The organism is Pseudomonas sp. PD9R (genome assembly GCF_019200975.1).
Lineage (GTDB): Bacteria > Pseudomonadota > Gammaproteobacteria > Pseudomonadales > Pseudomonadaceae > Aquipseudomonas.
The window spans coordinates 728,049-753,005 of sequence record NZ_JAHTMR010000001.1 but is presented as its reverse complement, the minus strand read 5'-3'; the positions used below and the strand labels follow the sequence as shown (position 1 = coordinate 753,005).

Here is a 24,957-nt window from a genome sequence, read left to right as displayed (position 1 = left end):
CGTCAGGAGGCTTGTGACTGAGGGTTACCAACGCGTAAGTTGAATGGGCTGCCATTCAAAAAACAGGAGTTGACCGATGCGTATCGCCTTGCTGTCCGACATCCACCTATCCGTCAACGCGTTACCATTCCCCGACGTGGAGGCCGATGTCGTGGTCCTCGCTGGCGACATCTCTCGCCCGGCTGCCGCCATCGAGTGGGCCAAATCCTGCCCTGCTCCGATCGTGTACGTGGCAGGCAATCACGAGTTTTATGGCAGCGACTTGATCTCCACTTACGAGCAGTTGAACAGGTTGTCGGAAGGCACGCAGATCCATGTTCTGGAACGCTCGGAGTATCTGCACAATGGCGTGCGTTTTCTGGGTTGCACCCTGTGGTCCGACTATCGTCTTTTTGATTCTGCGCAAGCTCGGGAACAAGGGATTGATCTGGCCACCCAGCTCATTCGTGATTTCTCCCGCATTAAAATCTCGCCCGATTTTGATGACCTGTTCAGTCCGGCAGTGTCGCAAATGATCTTTCTACAGACAGTCGCCTGGCTCGAAGACTGTTTCAGCAAAGACAGCACCACGCCTACCGTGGTGATTTCCCATTTCGCGCCAACGCGCTTGAGCATCGGCCCGCTTTTCCGGCGCTCGCCGATCAACGCGAGTTTTGTCTCGGACCTCGAAGAGCGGATCAAAGCCTGGCAACCGGCGCTTTGGCTACACGGCCATACCCACGGGAGTTTTGACTACCGGGTTGGCAGCACCCGCGTCCTTTGCAACGCCCGGGGCTACGCAAAGGACGGCATCAATGAAAACTCCGATTTTGATGGCGCGTACGTGATTGAACTGGATGTCTGAGGCCTGAAACAGACAGCAGCCTCAGATCAGCGGTTCCACGGTATCCAACAGTTCAACATCTTCCGGCCGTGCCGAACGGGCACGGAGACGGATCACCAGCAGCACGCAGTCGACACAACTTGCAAGCATCGGCTACCCCCTGAGCGCCGCTTCGATCGCCGCGATGTCGATTTTCCCCATTGTCATCATCGCGTCGAATGCCCGCTTGGCCGCTGCTTGATCGAGGTTGGTAATCGCGTCCGTCAGAACGCGGGGGGAGATTTGCCACGACACTCCCCACTTGTCCCTGCACCAGCCGCAGACATTTGCCTCCCCACCGTTGCCGACAATGGCGTTCCACAAACGGTCTGTCTCGGCCTGATCGTCGGTCGCGACCTGGAACGAGAAAGCCTCGTTATGTTTGACCCCCGCCCCGGCGTTCAGCCCGAGACAAGGGATGCCCATTACCGTGAACTCGACCGTCAAGACATCGCCCTGCTTGCCTGCCGGATAATCGCCAGGCGCGTGATGAACGGCCACTACCGCACTGTCCGGGAACGTCGCGGCATAGAACCTCGCAGCGTCCAGAGCGTCGCCGTCATACCACAGGCAAATCGTGTTTTTGCTGAGCATTTTATTCTCCAGAATGGGACTGACACGCCAATTCCAGCTGCCCGGCCAGGCAGCTTTTCCTACTCGACGTCTTCAAACGTTCCCGTGCGCACATCACCGCTGCGCACGTAATGGCTGATCAGCACACCGCCAGGCGTGCTGATCGAGGTCGCCAACGTAAAGGCGTTGGCTTGCGCGTTGTCTCCAAACAAGCGCTTGCCGTGCCCCAGTACGACGGGAAAAATCATCAACCGAAGCTCGTCCACCAACCCCGCTGCAAGCAGTTGGCGCACCATGTCGCCGCTGCCCTGAGTCAACAGCTGAGCGCCGTCCTGCTGCTTGAGCGCGCGTATGGCGTCAACGAAGTCTCCTTGCAACCCATGACTGTTCTGCCAATCAAGGGTATCGCGGTGATGAGTGGCCACGTGCTTGGGCACGCTGTTGAACAGGTCAGCGATGAAGTTGTGTGAATCGGCCCGGATGCGCGGCCAATACGCCGCGAAGATGTCATAAGTGCGACGGCCCAGCAGCAGCTCGAACGGCTGCGAGAACAATTCCCGTATGACCTGACCGGAAGCTTCGTCGGCGTAGGGCACTATCCAGCCACCATGGCGGAAACCGCCGCTGGTATCTTCTTCAGGCCCGCCAGGGGCCTGGATAACGCCATCCAGACTGATGAACGCGGCAACGATAAGTTTGCGCATGTTTATCTCCTGATTCCTGCTCAAAAAATCAAGGTTTCCCAGACAACTCAGCTGCCGTTTCAACCAGCAGCTGCCGAAACCATTGGTGCGCTGGATCGTTGCGATAACGAACGTGCCAGGCGATCTCCACCGGAAAGGTGCCAAGATCGACGGGCGGCTGCAGCACTTTGAACCGTGGGTCCTTGGCGATCTGGTTGCAAATCAGCCGAGGCAGTGTCGCGCAGTAATCGGTCACTGCGATGATTTCCGGGACCGCGAGGAAATGAGTCACTGAAATCGCCAGCTCGCGCCGCAAGCCCTGGCGCTCAAGCGTTTGAAAAAGTCCCACCCTTAAACGACCCGGAGGCAGCACATTGACGTGCCGCAGTTGTTCATATTGCTCGCGCGACAGGCTGTCACCGATATCAGGATGGTCGATGCGCACGACACACGCCAGGCCATCGTCCATCAAGTGCTGAACAATCAAATTATCGGGCGGATCGACGATGCGCCCTAGCGCCATGTCAGTGGTTCCCGAGATCACGCCAATTTCAGCCAGGTCATTGCCGAATGAGCTCAGGGACACTTTTATCCCGGGTGCCTGCTCACGAAGCCTGGCGATGACGACCGGCATAAGCACGATCTCGACATAGCTGTTGGGCGCGATGTTGAACTGTCGGGTTGAGGTTGCAGGATCAAAGTGCTGCCGCCCGATGATGACTTCATCGAGCCTGGCCAACGTCTCGGCAATAGCGGGCGCGATCTCCTCGGCAAATTGAGTGGGCTTGATGCCGTAGCGCTCACGGATAAACAGAGGATCGCGGAGCGTGTCACGCAGGCGATTGAGCGAGTTCGACAATGCAGGCTGCGTAATGCCCAGTCGTACGGCGGCCCGCGTAACGCTGCGCTCCTCCATAAGGGCAATAAAAACCGGCAAGAGATTGAGGTCGTATCGCATGTCTCATAACGCCTTGTGAATATCTAAAATCAGATAAGTAAATTTCTCGAATATCTGGACATCGGGCAAAGTTATCCCATCCAAAGGGATCCGCCAAATCCAAAGCGTCCAGTTCAATCGAGGAAACCTGCATGACCACTCCAACACTGTTGACCGGTGATGTTGCGCGCGATCCGGGCTCTGCTCAATCGTTGACTCTGGCTCGCTCCTTGGCGCTCTTCGCCTGAAACCGAATCACCGTTCGCCCCCCTCAAATCCGTATTTCTAAATCATCAAGGAGTTACCCATGAGCATCAAACACGTACTGTTTATCCTGACCAACACAGCCGAAATCGGCCCGAACCACCGCCCTACCGGGTACTTCTTCCCTGAAGTCGCCCACCCGTACGAAGTGTTCGCCGAAGCCGGCGTGGCGGTCGAATACGCCTCTCCACTGGGCGGTACGCCACCGGAGGACGGCTACGATGAAAGCGATCCTGCGCAGCTCGCGTTCCGTCACAGCGCTGCGATCCGCCGCATGGCGAACAGCCGCAAGTTGTCGGAAGTGGATGTGCTCGACTACGACGCAATTTTCTTCCCGGGCGGCCTTGGCCCGATGGTGGATATCGCCAACGACCCGGACGTGAAAAACGCCGTCCAACGCGCCTGGAACGGCGGCAAGATCGTGGCAGCCGTCTGCCATGGCCCGGCTGCATTCCTTGGTGTGAAGCTGGAAGACGGCACTCCGCTGGTAAGCGGCCGCAAGCTGACCTCCTTCTCGAACGAAGAAGAATCCGGTTATGCCCAGGCTGACGTGCCGTTCAATCTGGAAGATGAGTTGCGCGCCGAGGGTGCCGAGTATTCGTCGGCAGATGTCTGGCAGGAAAAGGTCGTGGTCGACGGTCGCCTGCTGACCGGCCAGAACCCGGCGTCGGGTGGCCCGTTGGCTAAAGCGATCGTTGAAGCATTGCGCTGATATTCACCAGAAAAAGAGCCCGGCCAGATCACTGCAAGCTCGCAGTGATCGAACCGGGCTCGCAGCGTGGCGACATTCAGTACCCATTTTTTTCACATTCACTGAGGAATCCAACATGTCTGCTTATGTCATCTTCATCCGCGAAACCACTACCGACGACGCAGAAATGCAGCAATACGCGCAGAAAGCACCCGCCGCCCGTGCAGGCCACGACATCACCCGAGTGGCTTTCTATGGCGAGCTCGATGTACTGGAAGGCCCGGCGGCGGAAGGCGTTGCGATCCTGCGTTTTCCCGACATGACCGCAGCGCGCGCGTGGTACGACAGCCCGGCCTATCAGGAGGCGCGTCAACATCGTTTCAAGGGCGCGCAGTATCGGATGCTGCTGGTTGAGGGCAGTGACGTTCAGGCATAAGCAGTAAGACGTACAGGTGCCCCCGCTATTCACTCAACGACAAAAGACAGGGCCGCCAACAGCAATCATTCGGCACCATGGGCCTCTTACCATCCAGGTTCTTCACACTAAAACAAGAGAAGAACCATGGCCGCCACCCTCCAGAAACAAGGCGACAGCACCGACTATTCGGGCGCTGCCGTTGCCGAAACACACCGCATGAGTAAACGCTCGCTGACGATGGCCTGGTGGGGCATTTGCAGCGCCATGTTCTGGCTGGTCGTTTCGGCCACGCTGGCAATGACCTTCGGTACTAAAAACGCGATTATCGGCCTGCTGTTGTCGGTGGTGACCTACGCGGCCATCAATGGCGTTATTTCCCGTTATGCGATCAGGACCGGGTTGTCGGTCGCGTTGTTCTCGCGGGTATTGTTCGGCCACAAAGGCGCGGTGCTGGCGACTTTGATCTTCTTCGCCACCGCAACGTATTACAGCGTGTTCGAAGGCTCGGTCATCGCCATTGCGATTCAACAGTACGTGCCCTCGTTGTCGATCAATCAGGCGTATCTGCTGGTGGTGCTGTACAGCGTGCCGCTGATCTTGGGCAGCGTGCAAAACTGGATGGACAAGCTCAACGGCGTGCTGCTGCCCTTCTACCTGATCGGCCTGGTCGCATTGGTGGTGATGACCGTCGACCAATACGGCTACAGCGCTGCCTGGCTGCAAATGGGGCCGGCGACCGGCCCTGTGGAGAACGGCTGGTGGAATTGCTTCAGCTACTTCATGGGCGTGTGGATCCTGATGATGTACACCTGGGACTACGCCCGTTTCGGTCGTAAGGAAGACGCCAACTACCATGGCCGCTTCAATTTTGGCCTGCCCTTCTACACCTTCACGTTTTTGATCAATGGGCTGGTCGGGATCTTTCTGGCGGGGACCATTCCGACACCCGGCGGCTTGTCCGAGGTGTCTGTGGTGATGGCGATTATCGAGTTGATGGGTATCTGGGGTCTGATTTTTGTCTGGATCAGCCAGACGCGTATCAACTCGGCTAATTTCTACCTGGCCGCCACCAACATGCAGGCCTTCTTCGGCGGTCTGGGACTGGCGAAAGTGCCTTACATGGTCTGGGCTATTGCCGTTGGCGCTTTGGTTTACACGCTGATGCGCCTGAATGTTTTCGAGTACATCCTGCAAGCGTTGTCGTACCAGAGCATTTTTGTGGTGGCCTGGGTGGCGATAGCCTTGGCGCATATCTTTTCGCCCCGATACACCCAGCTGTTCCAGGATCGGATCGAATATCAGATGGATCGGGTCAGTGCCTTTAATCCTTGCGGCCTCGGTGCCTGGTTTTTTGCTGCCGGGCTGGGCATTGCGCTGCTCAATTGCGGCAATGCAACGCTGACGACGTGGTCGGCGCCGGTGACATTTGTCAGTGCATTTGGCGCGTATTGGTTGCTGCTGATGAATGCTCGGCGTAGCTGGTTTGTGAGTGCCAGTTGTGCCTGAAAGCCCTTTATGCGGTGGATTGGGACAGGGGCAAATCAAAAGCAAGATCAAAAGATCGCAGCCTTCGGCAGCTCCTACATGTGATCGCGTGCACCTGTAGGAACTGCCGAACGCTGCAGTCCGAGCGCAGGTTCTGCGCAGCCGCAGAAACGCATTTCCACCCACCCCCCTCAATCCCCCCAGTGCACTGACAATCAAATACCAGTGCACGTTGCGCCAAGCCACCCACCGGTTCGAGCGCGTAGTTTTGTGTCGTGGGTTAGACGTTCGTCCTGACCTCCACCTGGATAACAACAAGATTTCTGGTGACCCATGAGCACAGTAGATCCGATCACCCTGGCCGTCGTGCGAGGCGCGCTCGAAACCGCGCAGCGCGAAATGACCATCACCCTTGAGAAAACCGGTCGTTCGAGCGTTTTCAACCTGGCTCACGACTATTCGAACGCACTGTTCGATCACCTTCCGGAAATGATCCTGCAAGGCCAGGACATCCCGATTCACCTGGGCTCACTGATTCCCGCGATGAAATGCGTCGCCGGTTTTTTCGGTGATGACGTCCAGGAAGGCGATGTGATTTACCACAATGACCCGGCCTACATGGGCAGCCATATTCTCGACTGCTGCATGTACAAACCGGTGTTCTACAAAGGCGAACTGGTGTTCTGGACCGTTTGCAAAGGCCACCTGACCGACATCGGCGGCCCGGTGCCCGCCGGCTACAACCCGGATGCCAAGGAAATCTACGCCGAAGGCTTGCGTATCCCCCCAGTGAAACTCTGGTCTCAGGGCAAGCGCCGCGAGGACGTGATCAACCTGTTGCTGACCAACATGCGCGCCCGGGCTTATCAGGAAGGCGATCTCAACGCCCAGTACGGCGCCTGCAATGTCGGTGAACGCCACTTGCTCGAACTGCTCGATCGCTACGGCGTGGAGCAGGTGCGCGCGTGCATCGCCGAACTGAAAGACATGGCGGACCGGCACATGCGTGCCTTGCTGCGTGACGTGCCGGACGGTTTCTACACCGGCACGGCGGTGCTTGAGGACTCCGGTCACGGCCTGGGTGAACTGTCGATCACCGCGCAAGTGGAAATTCGCGGCGACGAGGCGCACATCCTGATCGAAAGTCCGCCGCAAGTGCCCTACTTCATCAACTCTTACGCGGGTAATTCGGTGTCCGGGGTTTACCTGGGGCTGATGATGTTCGCGCAGGTGCCGCCGCCCTACAACGAAGGCTTGTACCGTTGCGTATCCGTCGACCTCGGCCCACCGGGCACATTGTGCAACGCCCAGGAACCGGCGCCTCACGTCAACAGCACCACCACGCCGATGGAAACTCTGGCCGATGCGGTGCGTCTGGCACTCGAGCAAGCAGCACCCGACCGCGTGACCGCCTCCTGGGGCCATGCCAGTGGGATCAACATTGCCGGGCATGACCCGCGCAATGGCAACGACGAGTACGTGACCATGGTCCTCGCTTCGATCATCTCCGGTGCCGGCGCGAATAAAGCCATGGACGGTTGGCCGGCGTGCGGTCCGCTGTGCTGCTTCGGGGCGCTGATGTCTGGCGATATCGAGTTGCTGGAGTATTCCTATCCGATCCTCATCCACCGCTACAGCCTGATGACCGACAGCGGTGGCGCCGGTGAATATCGCGGCGGTTCAGGGACACGTATCGAAATCGAGCCGCTGAACCACGCCATGACCGTGGTCGGGTTTGGTGAGGGCCGTCAGTTGCCGACGTCGGGTGCCGCCGGCGCGAACAACGTCATGCTCGAACCCAAGCTGGGCCATTTGATTCACCGCAAAAACGACGGTGAAGAACAGCGCTTTATCTACAACGCGCAACTCACCGCGCAACCGGGCGAACGGGTCATCAACGTCAACCCTGGCGGCGGCGGCTATGGCAACCCTCTGCGCCGATCTATCGCCAGCGTGTTGAACGACGTGCGCAACGGCCTGGTGTCTCGTGAAGGTGCCAGTCTGGAATACGGCGTGGTGATCGACAGCAACGGCCAGGTCGATGAAGCAGCCACCAGCGCCCGCCGTGCCGCCCATTAATTGAGCCCGGCCCCTTTGAGCCCTCTGGAATCCCTGATCATGAGCAAACAACAATATCGTCTGGGCATCGACGCCGGCGGCACTTTCACCGATTTCATCCTGGCGGATCGCAGCGGCAACGTGCAGCTGTTCAAGGCACCGTCGACACCGCAGGACGGCACTATCGCGATCCGTAACGGGCTGGCGCAAATCGCCGACGCCATCGGTCGCACCCCGGCCGAGATCATTGGCGACTGCGACCTGTGCATCAACGGCACCACGGTGGCCCTCAACGCGCTGATCGAAAAAACCGGCGTGAAGGTCGGCCTGCTGTGCACCGACGGGCATGAAGACAGCCTGGAAATCCGCCTGGGCCACAAGGAAGACGGGCATCGCTACGACGCCAGCTACCCGCCAGCCTACATGCTGGTACCCCGCCACCTGCGGCGGCCCATCGGCGGCCGAATCATCAGTGACGGCAGCGAATATGCCCCGCTCGACGAACAGGCAATTCGTGACACGATTGAGTATTTCCGCGAGCAGGACGTTAAAGCCGTCGCCATTTCCTTCGTCTGGTCGGTGCGCAACCCGAGCCACGAACAGCGTGCCGCCGAAATGGTGCGGGCGGCATTGCCGGACGTGTTTGTCTGCACCGGCAACGAAGTGTTCCCGCAAATCCGCGAATACACCCGCACCTCGACAACAGTGGTTAACGCTTACTTGAGCCCGGTGATGGGCCGCTACATTGAAAAGATCGATGCCTTGTTCGAGGAACTCGGTGCGCAACAGCCGACTCGCTACTTTCAATCCAACGGCGGCCTCGCACCAGGTGTGGTGATGCGCGAACGTGCGGTCAATGCGATCAACTCCGGCCCCGCTTCCGCGCCACAAGCCGGGTTATGCGTCGCGCAGCCGTTTGGCATCGACAACGTAATCACGGTGGACATGGGCGGCACCTCGTTCGACATCACCTTGAGCAAGTCGGGGCGCACCAACTTCAGCAAGGACACCGACTTCCTGCGCTACCGCATCGGCGTGCCGATGATCCAGGTGGAAACCCTCGGTGCTGGCGGCGGCTCGATTGCCTATCTGGATGACTTCGGCATGCTCCAGGTCGGCCCGCGCAGCGCCGGTGCCAATCCCGGGCCGGTGTGCTACGGCAAGGGCGGGACCGAACCAACGGTCACCGACGCCAACCTGGCGCTCGGTTATCTGGCCGACGGTGCGTTGCTGGGTGGCAGCATTCGGCTCAACCGCGACGCTGCCATCGAGGCAATCCGGCGCAAAATCGCCGAGCCATTGGGCATCAGCGTTGAGCGCGCGGCCATCGGCATCATCACCCTGGTCAACCTGAACATGGTCAGCGGCATTCGGCGGGTGTCGGTAGAACGTGGTTACGACCCTCGGGACTTTGCCCTGATCGGCGCCGGGGGTGCGGCGGGCATGCACGTGATGCGCCTGGCCGAGGAAATCGGCAGTCAGGTGGTGCTGATCCCGAAAGTCGCTTCCGGGCTGTGTGCCTACGGCCAGATTCTTTCGGACATCCGTTACGACCAACTGACCACGCTGCCGATGCGCCTGGATGACGAACTGGTCAACTTGCCGCTGCTCAACCAAACACTGCGCGACCTGCGCGAGCGCGGCATGAACAACCTGCGTGACGATGGCTTCGGTGCCGGCAACCACGTCGAGTGCCTGTACAACCTGGAGATTCGCTACCTCGGGCAAATTCACGAATGCAGCGTCGAGCTGACCCGCGATCAACTGGATCAACCAGGACTGATCAGCTTGCGTGAAGCGTTCCATACGCGGCACAAGGCGCTGTTTTCCTACAGCGAGCCTGAAAGCCCGATAGAACTGGTGAACCTGGAGTGCTCGGTGATTGCACGCCTGCAACGCCCACCTATGCCGGAACTGCCGCAGCCAGCCGAAATTGTCTTGCCCAAGGCCACTGACCATCGCTCGATGCTGTTCAGCGCTCAATCACCCTGGCAGGAAACGCCGGTGTACAACGGTGATCGGCTGCAATCGGGGCAAACGGTTCAAGGCCCTTGCGTGATCGAAGAAGCGACGACCAACATCGTCGTGCCACCGGGTTGGAAGGCGACGCTCGCACCTTCGGCCACCTACCGGCTGACGCCTGACGATTGACCGCCCGCAAGCATTGGCAAATGATGGCAAACCAGCGGTGCCGACGGATCTTCCGTCGGCACCGTCCTCATAATAAAAATGATACGAGGGCCGCCATGGCGTACAAACTCTCCACCCGTTCCTGGCCCGACAGTCAACGCCAGCCACTCTGGGCCAATGCAATCGCCAGCGCCTATTTTCCGCTGTCGCTGGAGTTCGCCCCCACCAGCAGCTTCAGCGGCAGCCTGCAAATCTGGGAAACCGGCAGCACCCCGCTGACGCTTTCACGCCTTCGTTCCAGTCAACTGGGCTATTCGCGCAGCAAGGCCCAGGTCAGTGACGACAACGAAGCCTGCTACCTCGTCACCGTACCGCGCCGCAGCGAAGTCCATTTCGAACAGGACGGCCGGGCACTGCATTGCCAACCCGGGGGCTTCATTTTCGAACGGGGTGATGCGCCCTACCGCTTTCACTACGCCAGCGACAACGACCTGTGGGTGTTCAAGCTTCCTGAGCGTGCGCTGCACGGACAACTGCGCGGTGCCGAGCGCTACACGCGTTTCTGCTTCGATGCCAAGCGCGCCCTCGGACGGATCTTTGTCGATCAGTTGGCCATGTGCGCTGCCCGTTTCGATGAATGCGACGAGGCCGCCCGTCATATGTTGCTGGAACAGGCACTCTCAACCTTGTTGATGGCTTTGCGTGATGATGAGCGAGTGCTCAACAGCGAAAGCTCGAACCTGGCTGCAATGCATTTGCAGCGCATCGAGCAGTACGTCGACAAGCAACTGGGCAACCCCGACCTGGCACCACAGATGATCGCCGATGCCTGTGGCCTGTCAGTGCGTTATCTGCACAAACTCTTCAGCAGCACGCCCTACAGCCTTGGGGAATGGATTCGTCTGCGACGTCTTGAAGCGGTCAACCGGGGTTTGCTTGACCCCAACTGCCACCTGTCGATCGGCGAGTTGGCCATGCGCTGGGGGTTCAGTGACCAGGCCCAGTTTACCCGCAGTTTCCGCCAGCACTTCGGTTGCACCGCCAGGGAAGTGCGTAGCGGTGCGGGTGCATCGAAGCTTTGTGTGTGACCCGATCCCAGCCCTTGTAGGAGCCAGCTCGCTCCTACAGGTATTAACCCACCGATATCTTCTCGGTGAGGTTCTGTTGCAGGTAGGCCAGGAAGCGTCGTTGAAACAGCATGGTGTGCTCGTGCGCCGCGCTTTCGGCTTCGTCCGGTTTGCGCGCCTGTATGGCATTCACAATCTCATCGTGGTCTCGACCCAGACGCGTGTTTGTGCTGGCCGCCGAACTGACGATGTAGTCAAAGTGCAAATGGAGAAGGCGCTGGCCTTCACCCAAAAGCTTTTCGTAGTAACTGATGAAGTAATGGTTTTTGCCGGCTTCGGCGATGGCCATGTGAAAGGCTTTGTTGGCTTCTGACATAGCCTGAAAGTCACCCGTGCTGACCGCTTCAAGGTAGGTCGCATCGGCCGCCCGGATACGGACAAGGTCATCATCGGTGCGTTGCAGGGCCGCCAGCCGGGTGACCGCACGCTGAATAAGATCCAGTGCGGAAATATAGTTCGGGAACTCTTCGATTTCGAAAGGCGTGACCAACAGCGTGCGGTTGGGCAGGATCGTGACCAGCCCTTCGCTGATCAAACGGGCCAGGGCATCTCGCACGGGAGACCGGGAAAGGCCGAATTGAGCGGCCAATGAAACCTCGTCCAGCGGCACGCCCGGCTTGAGCTTCAGCGTCAGGATCTGCTTGCGCAACTCTTCGTAGATGTAGCGACCACCATGGCGTTTCGCACCACTGGATGTTTCCGTCGTTTCTGTGCTCATAGCGTCATATTCTCAGCAGTGCAGGCCAGCCATCCGACCGGCCTGCAACTTTAACACCGGCCTTGGGATAGTTAAAAACCTTCACCCCAGGTATCGCTCAACATGAATCCCGCCGCCAGCGGATCGTCCGGATCGACGCCGATCTGATGCAACCCGTATATCCAGGCTCGCCCCGTCACTCTTGGCAACACCGCTGGTTTTCCTCCCACTTCAGTCAGCCACAGCAGTTCGACCTGAAACTCGCCACCGATGGTCGAGCGCGAGATGAGTTTGTCGCCCACCTCAACCAGCCCACGGGCACTCAAGGTCGCCAGATTGGCCGAGCTGCCCGTGCCGCAGGGCGAACGGTCAACGCGCCCTGGTGGCAAGGTGGTACAGGTCTGGTAAGTGCTCTTGTCCAGGCGATTGCGGAACATCACGTAGGCCACTTCATTGAGCTCTTTGAACAACGGGTGGCTGACGTTGACCTGTTCATTGATCAGCGTTTTCAAACGCACACCCTGGGTCGCCAGCTCGCGCGCATTCTCGGGGGCAATGGTCAGCCCGATCTGATCCACGTCGACCAATGCGTAATACACGCCGCCGAACGCAATGTCTGCCTTCAGAGTGCCGAACTCAGGCGTGAGGATCGGTACATCCAGCGCTTCGACAAACGAGGGCACCATGTCCAGCGAGACGCTCATGCAGCGGCCATCCGCGCACTGGGCACGGGCCGTCACCAATCCGGCCGGCGTGTCCAGTACAACGGTGGTCACAGGTTCTTGCATCGGCAACATGCCCAGCTCCAGCAGCGCCGTCACCACGCAGATGCAATTGCTGCCAGACATCGGGTGCGCCTTGTCCGCCTGCAGCACGATGAAACCCGCCTGCGCTTCAGGCCGGGTCGGCGGCAACAGCAGGTTCACTGACATTTGCAGGCAACCGCGAGGTTCGAGAATCACCAGCCTTCTAAGGCTGTCGTCGACTTCGTTGATGTAGTTCATCTTGTCGAGCATGGTCTTGCCGGGGATATCGATCACGCCACCGGTAATGACCTTGCCGATTTCGCCCTCACAATGCACGTCAGCCATTTGCAGCGTTTTTTTCCAGCGCATGGCAGGCTCCTTTACTTGATGTACCAGCCCCACGGCTGCTCGCTGTCATAGCGAGTGATCTGCTTGGTTTCCAGGTAGTTGTTCAACCCCCACTCCCCCAATTCGCGGCCTATACCGCTTTGCTTGTAACCGCCCCAAGGGGCTTCGGTGAACGTTGGCTGAGAGCAATTGATCCAGACGATACCTGCACGCAGTCGGCGGGCGACGCGTTCGGCACGCTCAAGGTCCTTCGACATCACGGCGGCAGCGAGACCGAAGCGCGAGTCGTTGGCACTGCGCAACGCGCTGGCTTCGTCGTCGAATGGACGCACACACACCACGGGGCCGAAGATTTCCTCGGTCCAGATCCAGCTGTCCTCGGGTACATCGGCAAAAATCGCCGGGGTCAGGAAGTAGCCTTTCTCACAATTTTGCGGGCGGGTGCCACCGGTGAGCAGTGTCGCGCCCTCCTCGCGACCCCGGGATATGGCTTGCAGGACCTTGTCGAACTGGCCACGGCTGACCAATGGACCGAGTAATACGCCTTCGTCCATCCCGTTACCGATGCTCAGGCTTTGGGTCTGTTCGACCAGGCGCTTGAGCAACGGCTCGTACAAGTCACGCTGGACCAGAACCCTCGAAGTCGCCGAACACACCTCGCCCTGATTCCAGAAAATCCCGAACATGATCCATTCGACTGCGGCTTCGATATCGCTGTCATCGAAGATGATGAAGGGCGACTTTCCGCCCAGTTCCAGACTAATGTTTTTTATATCCCGGGCAGCGGCTTGCATGATCCGTGTGCCGGTTGGAACGCTGCCGGTGAAGGCCAGTTTATCGATACCCGGATGCTCGCTGAGCGGCGCGCCGGCCTCCGCGCCGAGGCCCGTTACCACGTTGAGCACACCAGCAGGCAAGCCCGCCTGATGGGCGATATCCGCCAGCTCCAGAGCGGTCAATGGCGTCAGTTCCGAAGGTTTGAGCACCATGCAGCAACCGGCCGCCAGTGCCGGTGCGACCTTCCAGGCCGCCATCAGCATCGGGAAGTTCCAAGGAATGATTGCCCCGGCGACGCCGACCGCTTCTTTGCGAGCAATGGACGTGAATCGCTCATCCGCCAGGGAAATGCGCTGCTCGCGGTGCCCATCGAGCTCATCGGCCAGATCAGCATAAAAGTCAAAGCAGCCGGCCGTATCGCCGATGTCCCACAGCGCCTCGGGCAGCGGTTTGCCGTTGTCACGCACCTCAAGCCTGGCGAGTGCGTCCTGACGTTCACGAATGCCGCTGGCGATGGCCCGTAGAATCGTCGCGCGTTCGGCGCCATTCATCTGCGGCCATGGACCTTCATCAAAGGCTCGGCGTGCCGCTTTTACCGCCAGGTCGACGTCTTCGGCGGTGGCTGCCGCCACCTGGGTGATGACCGATTCATTGCTCGGATCGATGGTGTCAAAGGTACCGCCGAGCGTGGGACGAACCCACTGGCCGTCGATATAGAGCTGATCGTAGGATTTCATGCATGTCCTCCAACAAGGGCAAAGCGCTTGGCGCTAAATGGGGTCAGGTCCTGGGCCGGCGCACGGCCAGCGACCATGTCGGCAATCAGTCGCCCGGTCGTCGCACCCAGTGTCAGACCGAGCTGGCCGTGACCGAACGCCAGGAACACGTTCGATAGGCGGGCGCTGCGATCAATGACGGGTTTGGTGTCCGGCAGAAACGGACGATAGCCGACGCCGTACTCGATGTTGTCCAGTTGCAGCCCAGGCAGGATCTTCCGGGCTTTCTCAAGAATGATGTCGGCGCGCTTGAAGTTGGGCTCGGCATTCGGACTGGCGAACTCGATGGTGCCGCCGATCTGCAGGCCACGGGTCATGGGGCTGAAGCAAAAGCCACCATCGGCATAAATCACCGAGTGACGCACCTCCACCCCAGGGCTAGGCAAGAGCACTTGGTATCCGGCGATTCCCGCCAACGGAATTTGCGTACCCATCTGATCGAAAAACTGGCGTGAGCCCGTGCCCGCTGCAATCACTACATGGCTGGCTGCATAGCGCTCACCGCTGCCGAGGGTGACACCGCTGGCATGATCGGCCACTTCGTCGATCCGCTTGACTTGACCGCGCACACGCGTGCCGCCCTGTTCAATAAAGCTCTGGGTCAGCGCCGCGATGAAACCTTTGGTGTCGCTGACGGCTCGCCAGTCTGGAAACAACAGCCCGTGGCTGAACTTACCCGCCAGTGAAGGTTCGAGATCAGCAATCGCGGCGCGGTCCAGTACTTCGGACTTGAAGCCCAGCGCCTTGCGCAATTCCAGATGCGCAGCCTCATGCTCGAGCCCCGACGGTGAGTCGAAGACCTCGATAATCGGCCGCTCGCCCATCAAGGTTTTATCCGGGCAGGCTGCCAGCAAAGGCGCGTAGTCTTCGTAGACATGGTGCGTGAGGGTCGCCATGTGTTCGGAAATTTCGACAATTTTCGAGTGCCTGGCACACGCCAGGAATCGCAGAAACCACGGCAGGATGCCCGGTAGCGCGCCCGGTCTTAAGGCCAGTGGCCCTTTCTGATCGAGCAACCAGCCCGGTATTTTTTTCAGAATTCCCGGTTTGGACAGCGGTATCACTTCGCTGACCGCCATCTGCCCGCAGCTCCATTTGGCGGTGCTGTCACCCGCCGCCGCCGGATCAATCAGGGTCACCCCGTAGCCTTCGCGTTGCAGGTAAAGAGCACAACACACGCCAACGATTCCCCCGCCGATCACGATGACCTTTTCGGCCAGGGCGGGTGCTGGTGCAACAGAGTGCTGAGGCGTCATAGGGAACTCTCTTGAGCAGAGGCTGGAGCGGCATAATCTTCCAGACTGAAGCCGTCCCACCACGGTTGGGTATCGTCGACAATAAACTCCGCGCGCCCGGTGATCCATGCCCGCCCCTCAATGCTGGGACGAATCGCCGGACTACCGTCCTCCAATTCAAGCTGCTGCGCCACACGACCGGTGAAGAAACTGCCGATCAGACTTTCATGGCGGTAGGCCGCGTCTTTGGCCAGCCAACCGCGGGCAAAACGCTGGGCAACCCGGGCCGAGCTACCGGTGCCGCAAGGTGAACGATCTATCAGGCTGGCCCCGGCGATCACGACTGCCCGTCCCTGAGATTCTGCCGACAGCGGCGCGCCCGTCCACATGCAGTGTTTGACACCTTTGATAGTCGGGTTGTCGGGGTGGACGACATCGACGCTTCGATTGATCAGGTCCTGGATCTGCCGTCCCCACTCCAGCAGTTGCTGGGGGTCGTAATGTTCGCAACCGGGATAGTTGGGTTGCACTTCGATAATCGGATAGAAGTTGCCGCCGTACGCAATGTCGACCTTCAACAGCCCCAGTGGCGGGAAGTCGACGGCCAGGTCGCGATGCAACAAAAACGACGCAACGTTGGTGAAACACACCGAACTGATTTTGTCGCCGCTGCGGGTGTAGGTGGCGTGAATCTGGCCCGCAGGAACATCCACCACCACAGTGCCCGGGACTTTCGGCTCAATCAGGCCGGCCTCCAATGCAAACGTGATGGAACCGAGCGTGGCGTGCCCGCACATCGGCAAACACCCCGAGGTTTCGATGAACAGCAGGCTGAAGTCACTGTCTGCACGCATCGGCGGATAGAAGAGGGTGCCCGACATATGCGAGTGCCCACGCGGTTCAAGCATCAAGGCACGACGAATCCAGTCGTACTCGGCCATGAAATACTCACGCCGCTCGCTCATGGATTTTCCTTTGAGCGCCGGTGCACCTGCGATCACCATACGAACGGGCATTCCCTCGGTATGTCCTTCAATGCTCTTGAATACGTGTCGGGTCATGTCATATCACTCGGTAGAGCCGCATCAGTCGAGCGCGTCGACCGATACGGCATGCACGGTTAGCCCAGGGCCAGTTCGAAAGCCTTGCGGAAACCGGCCTTCTCTTCGGTGGTCAGGGGCTGCAACGGCATTCTTGCGTTGCCGGCATCGAAGCCTGCCAACTCACAGCCGTACTTGACCTTCTGAATGAACTTGCCGGACTCCATATCCGCCAATACCGGGAACAGCGAACGCACAATAGCCTGGGCGCCCGCCAGGTCACCGCTGGTGTACTTGGTGTAGAAATCGCAGACCTGTCGGGTCAGGCAGTTGGCGGGACCGCAGATCCAGCTCGTCGCCCCCCACAGGAAGAAGTCCAATGCCTGGTCATCGGAGCCGCAGGACAACTGATAGTTATCCTTGTAGGTGTTGCCGATTTCGATGGCGCGCAACAAGTTACCGCTGCTTTCCTTGATGCCGATAACGCGCTCGTTGTCCTTGAACGCGTCCAGCACACTAAAACCGACTTCAACGTTGGTGCGTACCGGGTAGTTGTACATCACCACGTTGATATCGGGCGCGGCATCCAGAATGGCCTGATAGTGGCCGATCAACTCTTCCTGCGACGGCAGCGCGTAATAAGGCGGCGCAATCAGCAGGTTGGTGTAACCCGCATCACGGGTCTGTTTCACCTGCTCGATGACTTCACGGGTGCAGGAACCATTGGCACCGGCAATCAGTACGCCACGGTCACCGACCACTTCGCGCACTGTGGCCAGGATCTGTCGGCGTTCGTCGTTAGTCAGCGCGTAGTACTCGCCGGTGGAGCCCAGCGGCACGAAACCCGTGACGCCGGCACTGAGCTGCGACTCGATGATGTTGGAGAGCATGTCGTAATTAACATATCCAGCCTTGTCGAACGGTGTGACCAGAGCAGGCAGGATGCCTTTGAGTTGGGTCATTGCAGACACTCCACTTATGTTGGAAAACGGGTTGGGGTTAGTACGCATAACGTCGCAGCATCCGCGTCTCGATCACGCCAACCAGCCGGGTCAACGGGAACGCCACGAGGAAATAGATCACGGCGACCGCCGACAGGAACTCGACCGGGCGGGCCGTGCTGTTGGAGATGTTCTGGCCGACGAACATCAGGTCGGCGACACCTACCGAGGAAATCAGCGCGCTTTCCTTGAACAGCGAAACCACGTTGGAAAGCAGCGGCGGGATGCCTCGAAGCAGGGCTTGGGGAAACACCACAAAGACCGTTTTATTCCATGAGGCCAGCCCCAGTGCGACGCAGGCATCGTGCTGTTCTGCTGGAATGGATTTCAGCGCGCCACGGAAGGTCTCGCTGGTGATCGCGGTCATGTACAGCGTCAGTGCCAGCAACACCGACACATAGGGCGGCACATCGATGCCGAACACCACCGGGAAACAGAAGAACACCCAGAACAGCTGGATCAGCAGCGGCGTACCGCGAAACAGCTCAACATAGAGACCCGCGGGTACGCTCAACCAGCGACGACGCGAGGCACGCAACAGGCTCAGAAAAAACCCGCACAGACTGCCCAGAATCGCGCACCCGACGGTGAATACCAGGGTCAACGCCAGCCCTTGCAACAAGGCCTGCCAGTAAGACAACACCACGGTGAAATCAAGATTCATGACAGTCTCCTCAGCGCGCGAGCGCGGCGTCCTGACGGCGTTCCAGCCATTGCACGAACTGAGCGATGGGCAGCGACAAGGCGAAGTAGATGAGCGCGATCAACGAGTAGGTTTCCAACGGACGGTAGGCTTCGGTGGCGATGCTTTTGCCGACGTACATCAGGTCGCCCACGGCAACGATCGCCACCAACGCACTTTGCTGAAGGATCGAAATGCCGTTGGTCATCAGCACCGGGATGGCACTGCGCAATGCTTGCGGAAGAATCACGTAAAGCGTGCGCTGCCATGGGCGCAGACCCAATGCGACGCAGGCGTCCAGGTGCTCACGCGGAACAGCTTGTACGCCGGCCCGGTAGGCCTCGGCATTGAATGCCGTCAGGTTCAGGCCCAGGGCGAGGACGCCCATGGTGATCGGGTCAATGAACACGTCGAACAGCATCGGCACGCAGTAGAAGAACCAGACGATTTGCAGCAATACCGGCGTGCAACGAAAGAACTCGATGAATAGCTGCGCCGGCCAACGCAGAAAAAACCAGCGACTCAAGGTCAGCAGACAAAGGCCAAAGCCCAGTACCAGGCCGACGATGTTCGACACCAATGCCAGTTGCAGCGTGACCTTCAGGCCATCCCACAACAGACCGAAATTACCGTTGAGAAAGTTGAAGTCGAATTGATAATTCATGGTCGCCGTCCTCAGTCCAGGTGCAGCACTTTTTCCAGGAACTCGCGGGTGCGGGGTTCCTTGGGCTGAGTAAACAATTGGTCGGGATGGCCTTGTTCGACCACTTTGCCGTTGGCGCAAAACACCACACGGGTCGCGATATGCCGGGCGAAGTGCATGTCGTGGGTGACGATGATCATCGCCATCTTCTGCTCGGCCAGTTGCAGCATCACGTTCTGCACCTCGATCACCATTTCCGGATCGAGCGCTGAGGTGACTTCGTCGAATAGCATCAACTTGGGCTCAAGCATCAGCGCACGGGCAATCGCCACCCGCTGTTTCTGGCCACCGGACAATTGGCTGGGGTAGACATTGAGCTTGCTCTCCAGGCCAAGCCGCGCCAGCAATGCCCGCGCCTTCTCCGTTGCCTGTGCCCTGGACAGCCCATGCACTTTCATGGGTGCGAGAATCAAATTGCCCAGAACCGAGAGGTGCGGAAACAAGGTGTAATGCTGGAACACCATGCCCACCTGGGTTTGCAGCGAGCAGTCCATGGGCTTGCCTTTGCCCCGGGCATTGCCATCGATATAGGCTTTGCCCTGAAAGCGAATGGTCCCGCCCTGAATGCTCTCCAGCCCCATCATGACCCGCAGCAACGAGCTCTTTCCGCTGCCGCTGGGGCCGATGATGACCAGGCGATCATCGGCCCGCATATCCAGATCGAGGTGGTCCATCACCACCAGGTTTTCGCCGTAGGACTTATAGACGTCGCGCAGCTGGATGAACTCAGCGCCCTTCATTTCACAGGCGTGCAGAGGCCGTGACGGCACCGCCGCCAGATTGGAAGTTTTCATCGAACATTCTCCGAGAGCGCGCAGCCCGCTGCGCGCTCGCCATCGGCGGGGTTTACTGAGGGGTTTTGTCGGCGTTGGCCAGTTGCGAGGCTTTGTCGACCAGGGCGTCGATTTCACCGGTCTCACGGCGCTGCGAGAGGTAGATGTTCAGCGTCTGCAAGTCAGCGGCGCTGACGTCGCGGCGCACGCCGAACGCGACGCCCTGCTTGGCCAGCGCAGGTTTAGGCAGCACTTCCTTCGTCCATGTCGGGTTGGCAACCGCGAACAAGTGGTTGGTGTCGCTGGCATCGACCAATACGTCAGCGCGCTTGGACATGACGGCGAGACGAACCTCGTCCATCCCCGGCAGGCGCATGATCTTGCCTTGCTTGATGACGGCCGAAATCGCCTTGTCCTGAGCGGTGCCGGACATGACCGCAAAGGTCACCTCAGGCTTGTCGAAATCGGCAAGGGTGTTACCTGCATTCGCCAGTTTCGAGTTGTCTTTATTGATCAACAACGAGACTTGATAGTCGGTGGCGGGCACCGAAAAGCTCACAGCCAATGCGCGCTCAGGGGTCTGATTCAGCGCCATCGCCATGTCCCACTTGCCACCTTGCAAGCCCGCCACGAGGTTGTCCCAGTTGGTATCGACGAACTCGACTTTCACCTTCAGTACTTTCTCGCCGAAGTCGCGACACAGGTCCACGAAGTAGCCGCTGTATTCACCAGAGCGGGCATCTCGCATGACGTAAGGCGCAGCGACGGCGGCCCCGCAACGCAGGACGCCGGCTTTCTGAATGTCTTTCCAGAGTGAAACATCAGCCGCCTGGGCTGGGACCTGACTGAGCAACGCGCCAATAGCGGATGCACAAACGAGCATGTTGCGGATGGTGCGAGGAAGGAACCGAGCCATTTTGACCTCTCCGATGAATTCGTTCTTGTAGGCAGGAAGGTACAAATCTACATCGTTGTGCGCCGTCATGTGTGCAGCGCTGTATGCAGATTAGATTTGAACGAATTAAGCTGTCAACACGAGATCGGAAAAATTATTGGGAAAATGACCGAGCGGTCGGACGTCCGCTCCTGGCCGCGAGCAGCAAATGCCCGTGCTGCAAGGCCTGGAGGGAGTGTCGGAGTATCGGAGGGATGGATTTTTGAGGTGACGACAGGTGCAGTCGACCCAGCCCCAGCGCAAGGCAGGACTGTATGTCGTGGAAAAGGGGATTGGGATCGGCCCAGGGAAGCAACGCTGTTTATGAGAAATCTGTGGCGAGGGAGCTTGCTCCCGCTCGAGTGCGCAGCACTCACAAAAATCAACAATGGTCGTCAGATTTTTGGGGTCGCTACGCAGCCCGGCGGGAGCAAGCTCCCTCGCCACAGGTGTGTCAATGCCTCAAGAACTGCCTGACTGAAAAAGCCTGCAATCGGATTGCAGGCTTTTTCGTCTGGCGATCAAGGATCAACCTGCCCCATCAATTCAGCCACCGATTCATGGCGTTTTGCATAGCGCTGCGCTAACACCGCGCAGACCATCAACTGAATCTGATGGAACAACATCAGCGGCAGGATCAACACGCCGATGGTGCTGCCGGCGAACAGCACCTGGGCCATGGGTACGCCGGTTGCCAGGCTCTTCTTCGAACCACAAAAGAGAATGGTAATGCGGTCTTCCATGCTGAAACCAAAGGCTTTGCCCAGCACCGTGGCCGCGACCAACACCAGCCCCAACACCACGCAGCAAGCGACCACCAGGCCCGCCAGATCCCGCAGCGGAATCTGATGCCAGATGCCTTCGTTCACCGCTTCGCTGAAAGCCCCGTAGACCACCAACAGAATCGAGCCCTGATCAACGAACTTCAGCCAGCTCTTGTTGCGCCCTACCCAGGCACCGATCCAGCGCCGTGCGATTTGCCCGGCAATGAAGGGCAGCAACAGTTGAATGCTGATCTTCACAATCGCATCGATGGTCGAGCCGCCGTCGCCGTGCACATTCAACAGCAACGTCACCAGCAACGGCGTGAGAAAAATCCCGAACAGACTCGATGCCGCCGCACTGCAAATCGCTGCCGGAATGTTGCCGCGCGCCAGCGAAGTAAAGGCAATCGCCGATTGCACCGTAGCGGGCAGCGCGCACAGGTAAAGCATGCCCATGTACAAGTCATCGCCAATCAACGGCGACAAGACGGGCTTGAGCGCGAGGCCGAGCAGCGGGAACAGCACGAAGGTCAGGCTGAACACCAGCAAATGCAGGCGCCAATGGCCGGCACCGGCGATGATCGACTCACGCGACAGCTTGGCGCCATGCAGGAAAAACAGCAGGGCAATGGCGATGTTGGTCAGCCAGCCAAAGCCCACCGCCACCTGACCGCTGGCGGGCAGAAAACTGGCGAGAAGCACCACGCCGACCAGGGTCAGGGTGAAATTGTCGGGTAAGAAGCGAGGGCGAGTCATGAGGATCATCCAGGATTGCCGGGAACGTGATCAGGACTCTAACTTGCCTGACAATTGCCGACTAACGCTAGTAAGCCAGAAGATGTCGCGTAAAGGACAAGACGCAATTCAAGAGCGCAGTATTCCTGTAGGAGCGAGGCTTGCCCGCGAACAGGTCGGTACATTCAACAGTGATATCGACCGATACAAAGCCTTCGCGGGCAAGCCTCGCTCCTACAGAGGGTTGTGCTGAATCGTTACTTAAACCATCGGCTGATGACTGGTCACACAGTGAATCCCGCCCCCCCCCGGCAGAGATGGCATCGATATTGAGCTGCACCACCTCGCGATCCGGGTAGAGCTCCGACAACAAATCAAACGCCCGTGTATCTGCCGTCTTGTCACCGAACTCCGGCGCTATCACCGCGCCGTTGATGACGAAGTAGTTGATGTACCCGGCCGCAAAGTCCGGGTTTTCGCGGTTGAACTTGCTTTGGCGCGGCTTGAGCGGTGGCGACACGGTGTGCACCTGGAGCTTGCGGCCGTCGGCATCCGTGGCGTTTTTCAGGATCTCCAGATGAGCCAGCGTGACTTTGCGGTCGTATGACTCCGGGTCGCTATCGAGGTTGGCGATCACCACGCCCGGCTTGACGAATCGGGCGTAGAAATCGACGTGAGCGTCGGTGATGTCCTTGCCCTTGATTCCGGGCAGCCAAATGATTTTGCGCAAACCCAGCCGGGCTTTCAGTTCTTCTTCAACCTCGGCCTTGCTCCATTCGGGGTTGCGGTTGACGTTGATCCAGCTGCTTTCGGTCATGATCCCGGTGCCGTGGCCATCCACTTCGATACCACCGCCCTCGCCCACCAACTCGCTGCGCAGGTAGCGGGCATTCACGGTTTTGGCCACCAGAGCCGCGACCTGCGCATCCTCCTTGTGCTTTTGTTTGTTGCCCCAGCCATTGAAATTGAAGTCCACCGCGCCGAGCCCGCCCTGACCATCGACGACGAAGTTGGCACCGATATCGCGCATCCAGATGTCATCGAGTTCAGTGCTGACGTAGGTGATGTTGGCCGTGCCGCAGTGTTCCTCGGCCAAGTCCCGTTCGCTTTCACGACAGAACACGGTCACCGGCTCGTAGTCGGCGATGGCCCGGGCAATACGGCCAAGCGCCGCTTGCACGTCCGGAGTGAAGTCCTCCCAGATCGCCTCTTGAGCGCCAAAAGCGATGAAGGCCTGTCGGTGTTTGTCGCCCTCATCCGGCATGAACCAGTTGCCCGAGGCAGCCGCTTGCGCACGCGACGGTGCCAGGCCCAGGCCGAGGGACACTGCCGCGCCCAGACCGGCCACCACCGATACCTGTTTTATGAACTGACGACGCGTCGACATGGTTTGATCCTTGAATGTATCTGAAGTCATTTCGCGGTGGCTGTCTTGAATTTTGTCCAGGTCCGCATGCGGGCGCGCATGTCCGATTGGGGAATATCCTTGCCCGGAATCAGCCGTGCATAGGTGGCTTCGTCGAGGTAAATATCCGGGTTGTTGCGCATGCTCGCATCGACGTCCGGACGTGCCTTGGCGTTCGAGGTCGGGTAACCGGTGAAGTTACTGATGGCGGCCATGTTCTGCGGGCGCATGACGAAGTTGATGAACGCATAGGCGTACTCCGGATGTTTGGCGTCGACAGGGATCGCCATGGTGTCCATCCACACGGTGGTGCCTTCTCGGGGAATACGGTACTGGAACGAGGTTTTCTTGCCCGCCGCGTCCGAGGTTCGTTGTGCCTGGGTCATGTCCCCGCTGTAACCGAGCGACAGGCACAGGTTTCCGTTCACCAGGTCGGTCACCGGCTGCGACTGGAATTTGCGAATATACGGCCGCATTTTCAGCAGCAGATCGCTCGCCGCTGTCAGGTCTTCTGGCTTGGCGCTGCGCGGGTCGCGACCGAGGTAATTGAGCACCACGGCCAGCACCTCATCCGGTGAATCGATCATCGAGATACCGCAATCGGCAAATTTGGCGGCCAGTTCCGGCTTGAACAGCATGTCCAGGCTGTTGACCGGGGCATTCGGCACGCGCTGTTTGATCTGTTCGTCATTATAGGTCAGGCCGATGGTGCCCCAGGTGTAAGGCACCGTGGCCTTGCTCGAATGCTCATAGTGCGAACGCAGCTTTTGCAAGCCGGGTTCGACGTCGCCCAGCGCGGTGAGCTTTGACGGGTCAAGCGGCAGCAGGCTGCCGGCGCGCATCAAGCGCTCGGCCACCGTGTCACCGGGGAAGATCAGGTCATAACCGCTGCCGCCAGCGAGCATCTTGGCCTCCAGTGTTTCACTGCCATCCATCACGTCGTAGATCACTTTGATCCCGGTTTCGGCGGTGAATCGGCTCAGGGTGTCCTCGGCAAAATAATCGGCCCAGTTGTACAGGCGCAGGGTTTTATCCTCGGCGTGCAGCGACGGCAACGTACCGATCAGCACCAGGCCCAGGACACCGGTCAACAGCTTGTTGGATTGGCGCATA

General features: G+C 59.1%; 22 protein-coding genes and 1 pseudogene. 7 read left to right on the top strand and 16 right to left on the bottom strand.

The genetic code is table 11. The annotated features are described in order from the left end of the window. Window positions 1-76: 76 nt before the first annotated feature. Entirely contained in the window at window positions 77-844 is a 768-nt protein-coding gene (locus KUF73_RS03450) for a metallophosphoesterase (protein WP_218436626.1), read from the top strand. A gap of 132 nt (window positions 845-976) precedes the next feature. Here the strand turns inward: KUF73_RS03450 and KUF73_RS03445 are convergent, their stop codons facing one another. From KUF73_RS03445 to KUF73_RS03435, 3 genes are read right to left on the bottom strand one after another with little or no spacing between them, the layout of a single operon-like run. Beyond that, entirely contained in the window at window positions 977-1,456 is a 480-nt protein-coding gene (locus KUF73_RS03445) for a VOC family protein (RefSeq protein WP_218436625.1), read from the bottom strand. A 59-nt stretch (window positions 1,457-1,515) separates the two neighbouring features. Then, complete coding sequence (locus tag KUF73_RS03440; protein ID WP_218436624.1) at window positions 1,516-2,139, bottom strand: dihydrofolate reductase family protein; 624 nt, start codon at window positions 2,137-2,139, stop codon at window positions 1,516-1,518. A gap of 28 nt (window positions 2,140-2,167) precedes the next feature. Next, window positions 2,168-3,076, bottom strand: coding sequence for a LysR substrate-binding domain-containing protein (locus tag KUF73_RS03435; RefSeq protein ID WP_218436623.1), 909 nt, complete (start codon window positions 3,074-3,076; stop codon window positions 2,168-2,170). Between the two features lie 286 nt (window positions 3,077-3,362). On the opposite strand from KUF73_RS03435, the gene KUF73_RS03430 reads away from it, so the two are divergent. From KUF73_RS03430 to KUF73_RS03405, 6 genes are all read left to right on the top strand, one after another. Continuing rightward, window positions 3,363-4,031 carry a type 1 glutamine amidotransferase domain-containing protein gene (locus KUF73_RS03430; RefSeq protein WP_218436622.1) on the top strand — a complete coding sequence of 223 codons (669 nt, stop codon included), beginning with the start codon at window positions 3,363-3,365 and terminating at the stop codon, window positions 4,029-4,031. Between the two features lie 115 nt (window positions 4,032-4,146). Next, entirely contained in the window at window positions 4,147-4,446 is a 300-nt protein-coding gene (locus KUF73_RS03425; protein ID WP_218436621.1) for a DUF1330 domain-containing protein, read from the top strand. A 126-nt stretch (window positions 4,447-4,572) separates the two neighbouring features. Continuing rightward, window positions 4,573-5,934 (top strand): cytosine permease, encoded by a 1,362-nt coding sequence (locus KUF73_RS03420; protein ID WP_256345338.1) that lies wholly within the window; start codon window positions 4,573-4,575, stop codon window positions 5,932-5,934. A 312-nt stretch (window positions 5,935-6,246) separates the two neighbouring features. After that, window positions 6,247-7,992, top strand: a complete 1,746-nt coding sequence (locus KUF73_RS03415; RefSeq protein WP_218436620.1) for a hydantoinase B/oxoprolinase family protein — start codon at window positions 6,247-6,249, stop codon at window positions 7,990-7,992. Window positions 7,993-8,031: 39 nt separating this feature from the next. Beyond that, complete coding sequence (locus KUF73_RS03410; RefSeq protein ID WP_218436619.1) at window positions 8,032-10,122, top strand: hydantoinase/oxoprolinase family protein; 2,091 nt, start codon at window positions 8,032-8,034, stop codon at window positions 10,120-10,122. A 95-nt stretch (window positions 10,123-10,217) separates the two neighbouring features. Then, a complete protein-coding gene (locus tag KUF73_RS03405) occupies window positions 10,218-11,189 on the top strand; it encodes a helix-turn-helix domain-containing protein (RefSeq protein ID WP_218436618.1) in 972 nt (323 codons plus the stop codon). Between the two features lie 43 nt (window positions 11,190-11,232). Here KUF73_RS03405 and KUF73_RS03400 read toward each other — a convergent pair whose 3' ends face one another. The 13 genes and pseudogenes from KUF73_RS03400 to KUF73_RS03340 all read right to left on the bottom strand — a co-directional run bounded on the left by KUF73_RS03400 (window position 11,233) and on the right by KUF73_RS03340 (window position 24,956). Further along, window positions 11,233-11,946 carry a GntR family transcriptional regulator gene (locus KUF73_RS03400; RefSeq protein WP_218436617.1) on the bottom strand — a complete coding sequence of 238 codons (714 nt, stop codon included), beginning with the start codon at window positions 11,944-11,946 and terminating at the stop codon, window positions 11,233-11,235. A gap of 71 nt (window positions 11,947-12,017) precedes the next feature. Next, window positions 12,018-13,040: a proline racemase family protein gene (locus KUF73_RS03395; RefSeq protein WP_218436616.1), complete on the bottom strand. Its 1,023-nt coding sequence runs from the start codon at window positions 13,038-13,040 to the stop codon at window positions 12,018-12,020. Between the two features lie 11 nt (window positions 13,041-13,051). Beyond that, window positions 13,052-14,533: an aldehyde dehydrogenase family protein gene (locus KUF73_RS03390; protein ID WP_218436615.1), complete on the bottom strand. Its 1,482-nt coding sequence runs from the start codon at window positions 14,531-14,533 to the stop codon at window positions 13,052-13,054. Further along, window positions 14,530-15,828 carry an FAD-binding oxidoreductase gene (locus KUF73_RS03385; RefSeq protein ID WP_218436614.1) on the bottom strand — a complete coding sequence of 433 codons (1,299 nt, stop codon included), beginning with the start codon at window positions 15,826-15,828 and terminating at the stop codon, window positions 14,530-14,532. The genes KUF73_RS03390 and KUF73_RS03385 overlap by 4 nt, the downstream gene beginning before the upstream one ends. Beyond that, complete coding sequence (locus KUF73_RS03380) at window positions 15,825-16,868, bottom strand: 4-hydroxyproline epimerase (RefSeq protein WP_218436613.1); 1,044 nt, start codon at window positions 16,866-16,868, stop codon at window positions 15,825-15,827. The genes KUF73_RS03385 and KUF73_RS03380 overlap by 4 nt, the downstream gene beginning before the upstream one ends. A 59-nt stretch (window positions 16,869-16,927) precedes the next feature. Further along, window positions 16,928-17,809, bottom strand: a complete 882-nt coding sequence (locus KUF73_RS03375) for a dihydrodipicolinate synthase family protein (protein ID WP_218436612.1) — start codon at window positions 17,807-17,809, stop codon at window positions 16,928-16,930. 37 nt (window positions 17,810-17,846) lie between these two features. Next, the gene (locus KUF73_RS03370; RefSeq protein ID WP_218436611.1) at window positions 17,847-18,512 is read right to left on the bottom strand and encodes an amino acid ABC transporter permease; all 666 of its coding nucleotides are present in this window, start codon (window positions 18,510-18,512) and stop codon (window positions 17,847-17,849) included. A gap of 10 nt (window positions 18,513-18,522) precedes the next feature. After that, the gene (locus tag KUF73_RS03365; protein WP_218436610.1) at window positions 18,523-19,194 is read right to left on the bottom strand and encodes an amino acid ABC transporter permease; all 672 of its coding nucleotides are present in this window, start codon (window positions 19,192-19,194) and stop codon (window positions 18,523-18,525) included. Window positions 19,195-19,205: 11 nt separating this feature from the next. Continuing rightward, window positions 19,206-20,027: an amino acid ABC transporter ATP-binding protein gene (locus KUF73_RS03360; RefSeq protein WP_371135398.1), complete on the bottom strand. Its 822-nt coding sequence runs from the start codon at window positions 20,025-20,027 to the stop codon at window positions 19,206-19,208. A 52-nt stretch (window positions 20,028-20,079) separates the two neighbouring features. After that, on the bottom strand, window positions 20,080-20,922 hold the full coding sequence (locus tag KUF73_RS03355) for a transporter substrate-binding domain-containing protein (protein ID WP_218436609.1): 843 nt from the start codon (window positions 20,920-20,922) through the stop codon (window positions 20,080-20,082). Between the two features lie 539 nt (window positions 20,923-21,461). After that, window positions 21,462-22,460: a bile acid:sodium symporter family protein gene (locus KUF73_RS03350; protein WP_218436608.1), complete on the bottom strand. Its 999-nt coding sequence runs from the start codon at window positions 22,458-22,460 to the stop codon at window positions 21,462-21,464. A 240-nt stretch (window positions 22,461-22,700) separates the two neighbouring features. Continuing rightward, window positions 22,701-23,826 (bottom strand): annotated as a pseudogene (locus tag KUF73_RS03345) (agmatine/peptidylarginine deiminase). 26 nt (window positions 23,827-23,852) lie between these two features. After that, complete coding sequence (locus tag KUF73_RS03340) at window positions 23,853-24,956, bottom strand: extracellular solute-binding protein (protein ID WP_218436607.1); 1,104 nt, start codon at window positions 24,954-24,956, stop codon at window positions 23,853-23,855. Window position 24,957 lies beyond the last annotated feature (1 nt).

What these genes read in the sequence shown, in the direction of transcription:
- KUF73_RS03420 (WP_256345338.1), top strand. Translation starts at nt 4,573, where the DNA reads ATGGCCGCCACCCTCCAGAAACAAGGCGACAGCACCGACTATTCGGGC.
- KUF73_RS03445 (WP_218436625.1), bottom strand. Translation starts at nt 1,456, where the DNA reads ATGCTCAGCAAAAACACGATTTGCCTGTGGTATGACGGCGACGCTCTG.
- KUF73_RS03415 (WP_218436620.1), top strand. Translation starts at nt 6,247, where the DNA reads ATGAGCACAGTAGATCCGATCACCCTGGCCGTCGTGCGAGGCGCGCTC.
- KUF73_RS03405 (WP_218436618.1), top strand. Translation starts at nt 10,218, where the DNA reads ATGGCGTACAAACTCTCCACCCGTTCCTGGCCCGACAGTCAACGCCAG.
- KUF73_RS03375 (WP_218436612.1), bottom strand. Translation starts at nt 17,809, where the DNA reads ATGACCCAACTCAAAGGCATCCTGCCTGCTCTGGTCACACCGTTCGAC.
- KUF73_RS03360 (WP_371135398.1), bottom strand. Translation starts at nt 20,027, where the DNA reads ATGAAAACTTCCAATCTGGCGGCGGTGCCGTCACGGCCTCTGCACGCC.
- KUF73_RS03340 (WP_218436607.1), bottom strand. Translation starts at nt 24,956, where the DNA reads ATGCGCCAATCCAACAAGCTGTTGACCGGTGTCCTGGGCCTGGTGCTG.
- KUF73_RS03380 (WP_218436613.1), bottom strand. Translation starts at nt 16,868, where the DNA reads ATGACCCGACACGTATTCAAGAGCATTGAAGGACATACCGAGGGAATG.
- KUF73_RS03440 (WP_218436624.1), bottom strand. Translation starts at nt 2,139, where the DNA reads ATGCGCAAACTTATCGTTGCCGCGTTCATCAGTCTGGATGGCGTTATC.
- KUF73_RS03385 (WP_218436614.1), bottom strand. Translation starts at nt 15,828, where the DNA reads ATGACGCCTCAGCACTCTGTTGCACCAGCACCCGCCCTGGCCGAAAAG.
- KUF73_RS03390 (WP_218436615.1), bottom strand. Translation starts at nt 14,533, where the DNA reads ATGAAATCCTACGATCAGCTCTATATCGACGGCCAGTGGGTTCGTCCC.
- KUF73_RS03355 (WP_218436609.1), bottom strand. Translation starts at nt 20,922, where the DNA reads ATGGCTCGGTTCCTTCCTCGCACCATCCGCAACATGCTCGTTTGTGCA.
- KUF73_RS03350 (WP_218436608.1), bottom strand. Translation starts at nt 22,460, where the DNA reads ATGACTCGCCCTCGCTTCTTACCCGACAATTTCACCCTGACCCTGGTC.
- KUF73_RS03370 (WP_218436611.1), bottom strand. Translation starts at nt 18,512, where the DNA reads ATGAATCTTGATTTCACCGTGGTGTTGTCTTACTGGCAGGCCTTGTTG.
- KUF73_RS03365 (WP_218436610.1), bottom strand. Translation starts at nt 19,194, where the DNA reads ATGAATTATCAATTCGACTTCAACTTTCTCAACGGTAATTTCGGTCTG.
- KUF73_RS03430 (WP_218436622.1), top strand. Translation starts at nt 3,363, where the DNA reads ATGAGCATCAAACACGTACTGTTTATCCTGACCAACACAGCCGAAATC.
- KUF73_RS03425 (WP_218436621.1), top strand. Translation starts at nt 4,147, where the DNA reads ATGTCTGCTTATGTCATCTTCATCCGCGAAACCACTACCGACGACGCA.
- KUF73_RS03395 (WP_218436616.1), bottom strand. Translation starts at nt 13,040, where the DNA reads ATGCGCTGGAAAAAAACGCTGCAAATGGCTGACGTGCATTGTGAGGGC.
- KUF73_RS03435 (WP_218436623.1), bottom strand. Translation starts at nt 3,076, where the DNA reads ATGCGATACGACCTCAATCTCTTGCCGGTTTTTATTGCCCTTATGGAG.
- KUF73_RS03450 (WP_218436626.1), top strand. Translation starts at nt 77, where the DNA reads ATGCGTATCGCCTTGCTGTCCGACATCCACCTATCCGTCAACGCGTTA.
- KUF73_RS03400 (WP_218436617.1), bottom strand. Translation starts at nt 11,946, where the DNA reads ATGAGCACAGAAACGACGGAAACATCCAGTGGTGCGAAACGCCATGGT.
- KUF73_RS03410 (WP_218436619.1), top strand. Translation starts at nt 8,032, where the DNA reads ATGAGCAAACAACAATATCGTCTGGGCATCGACGCCGGCGGCACTTTC.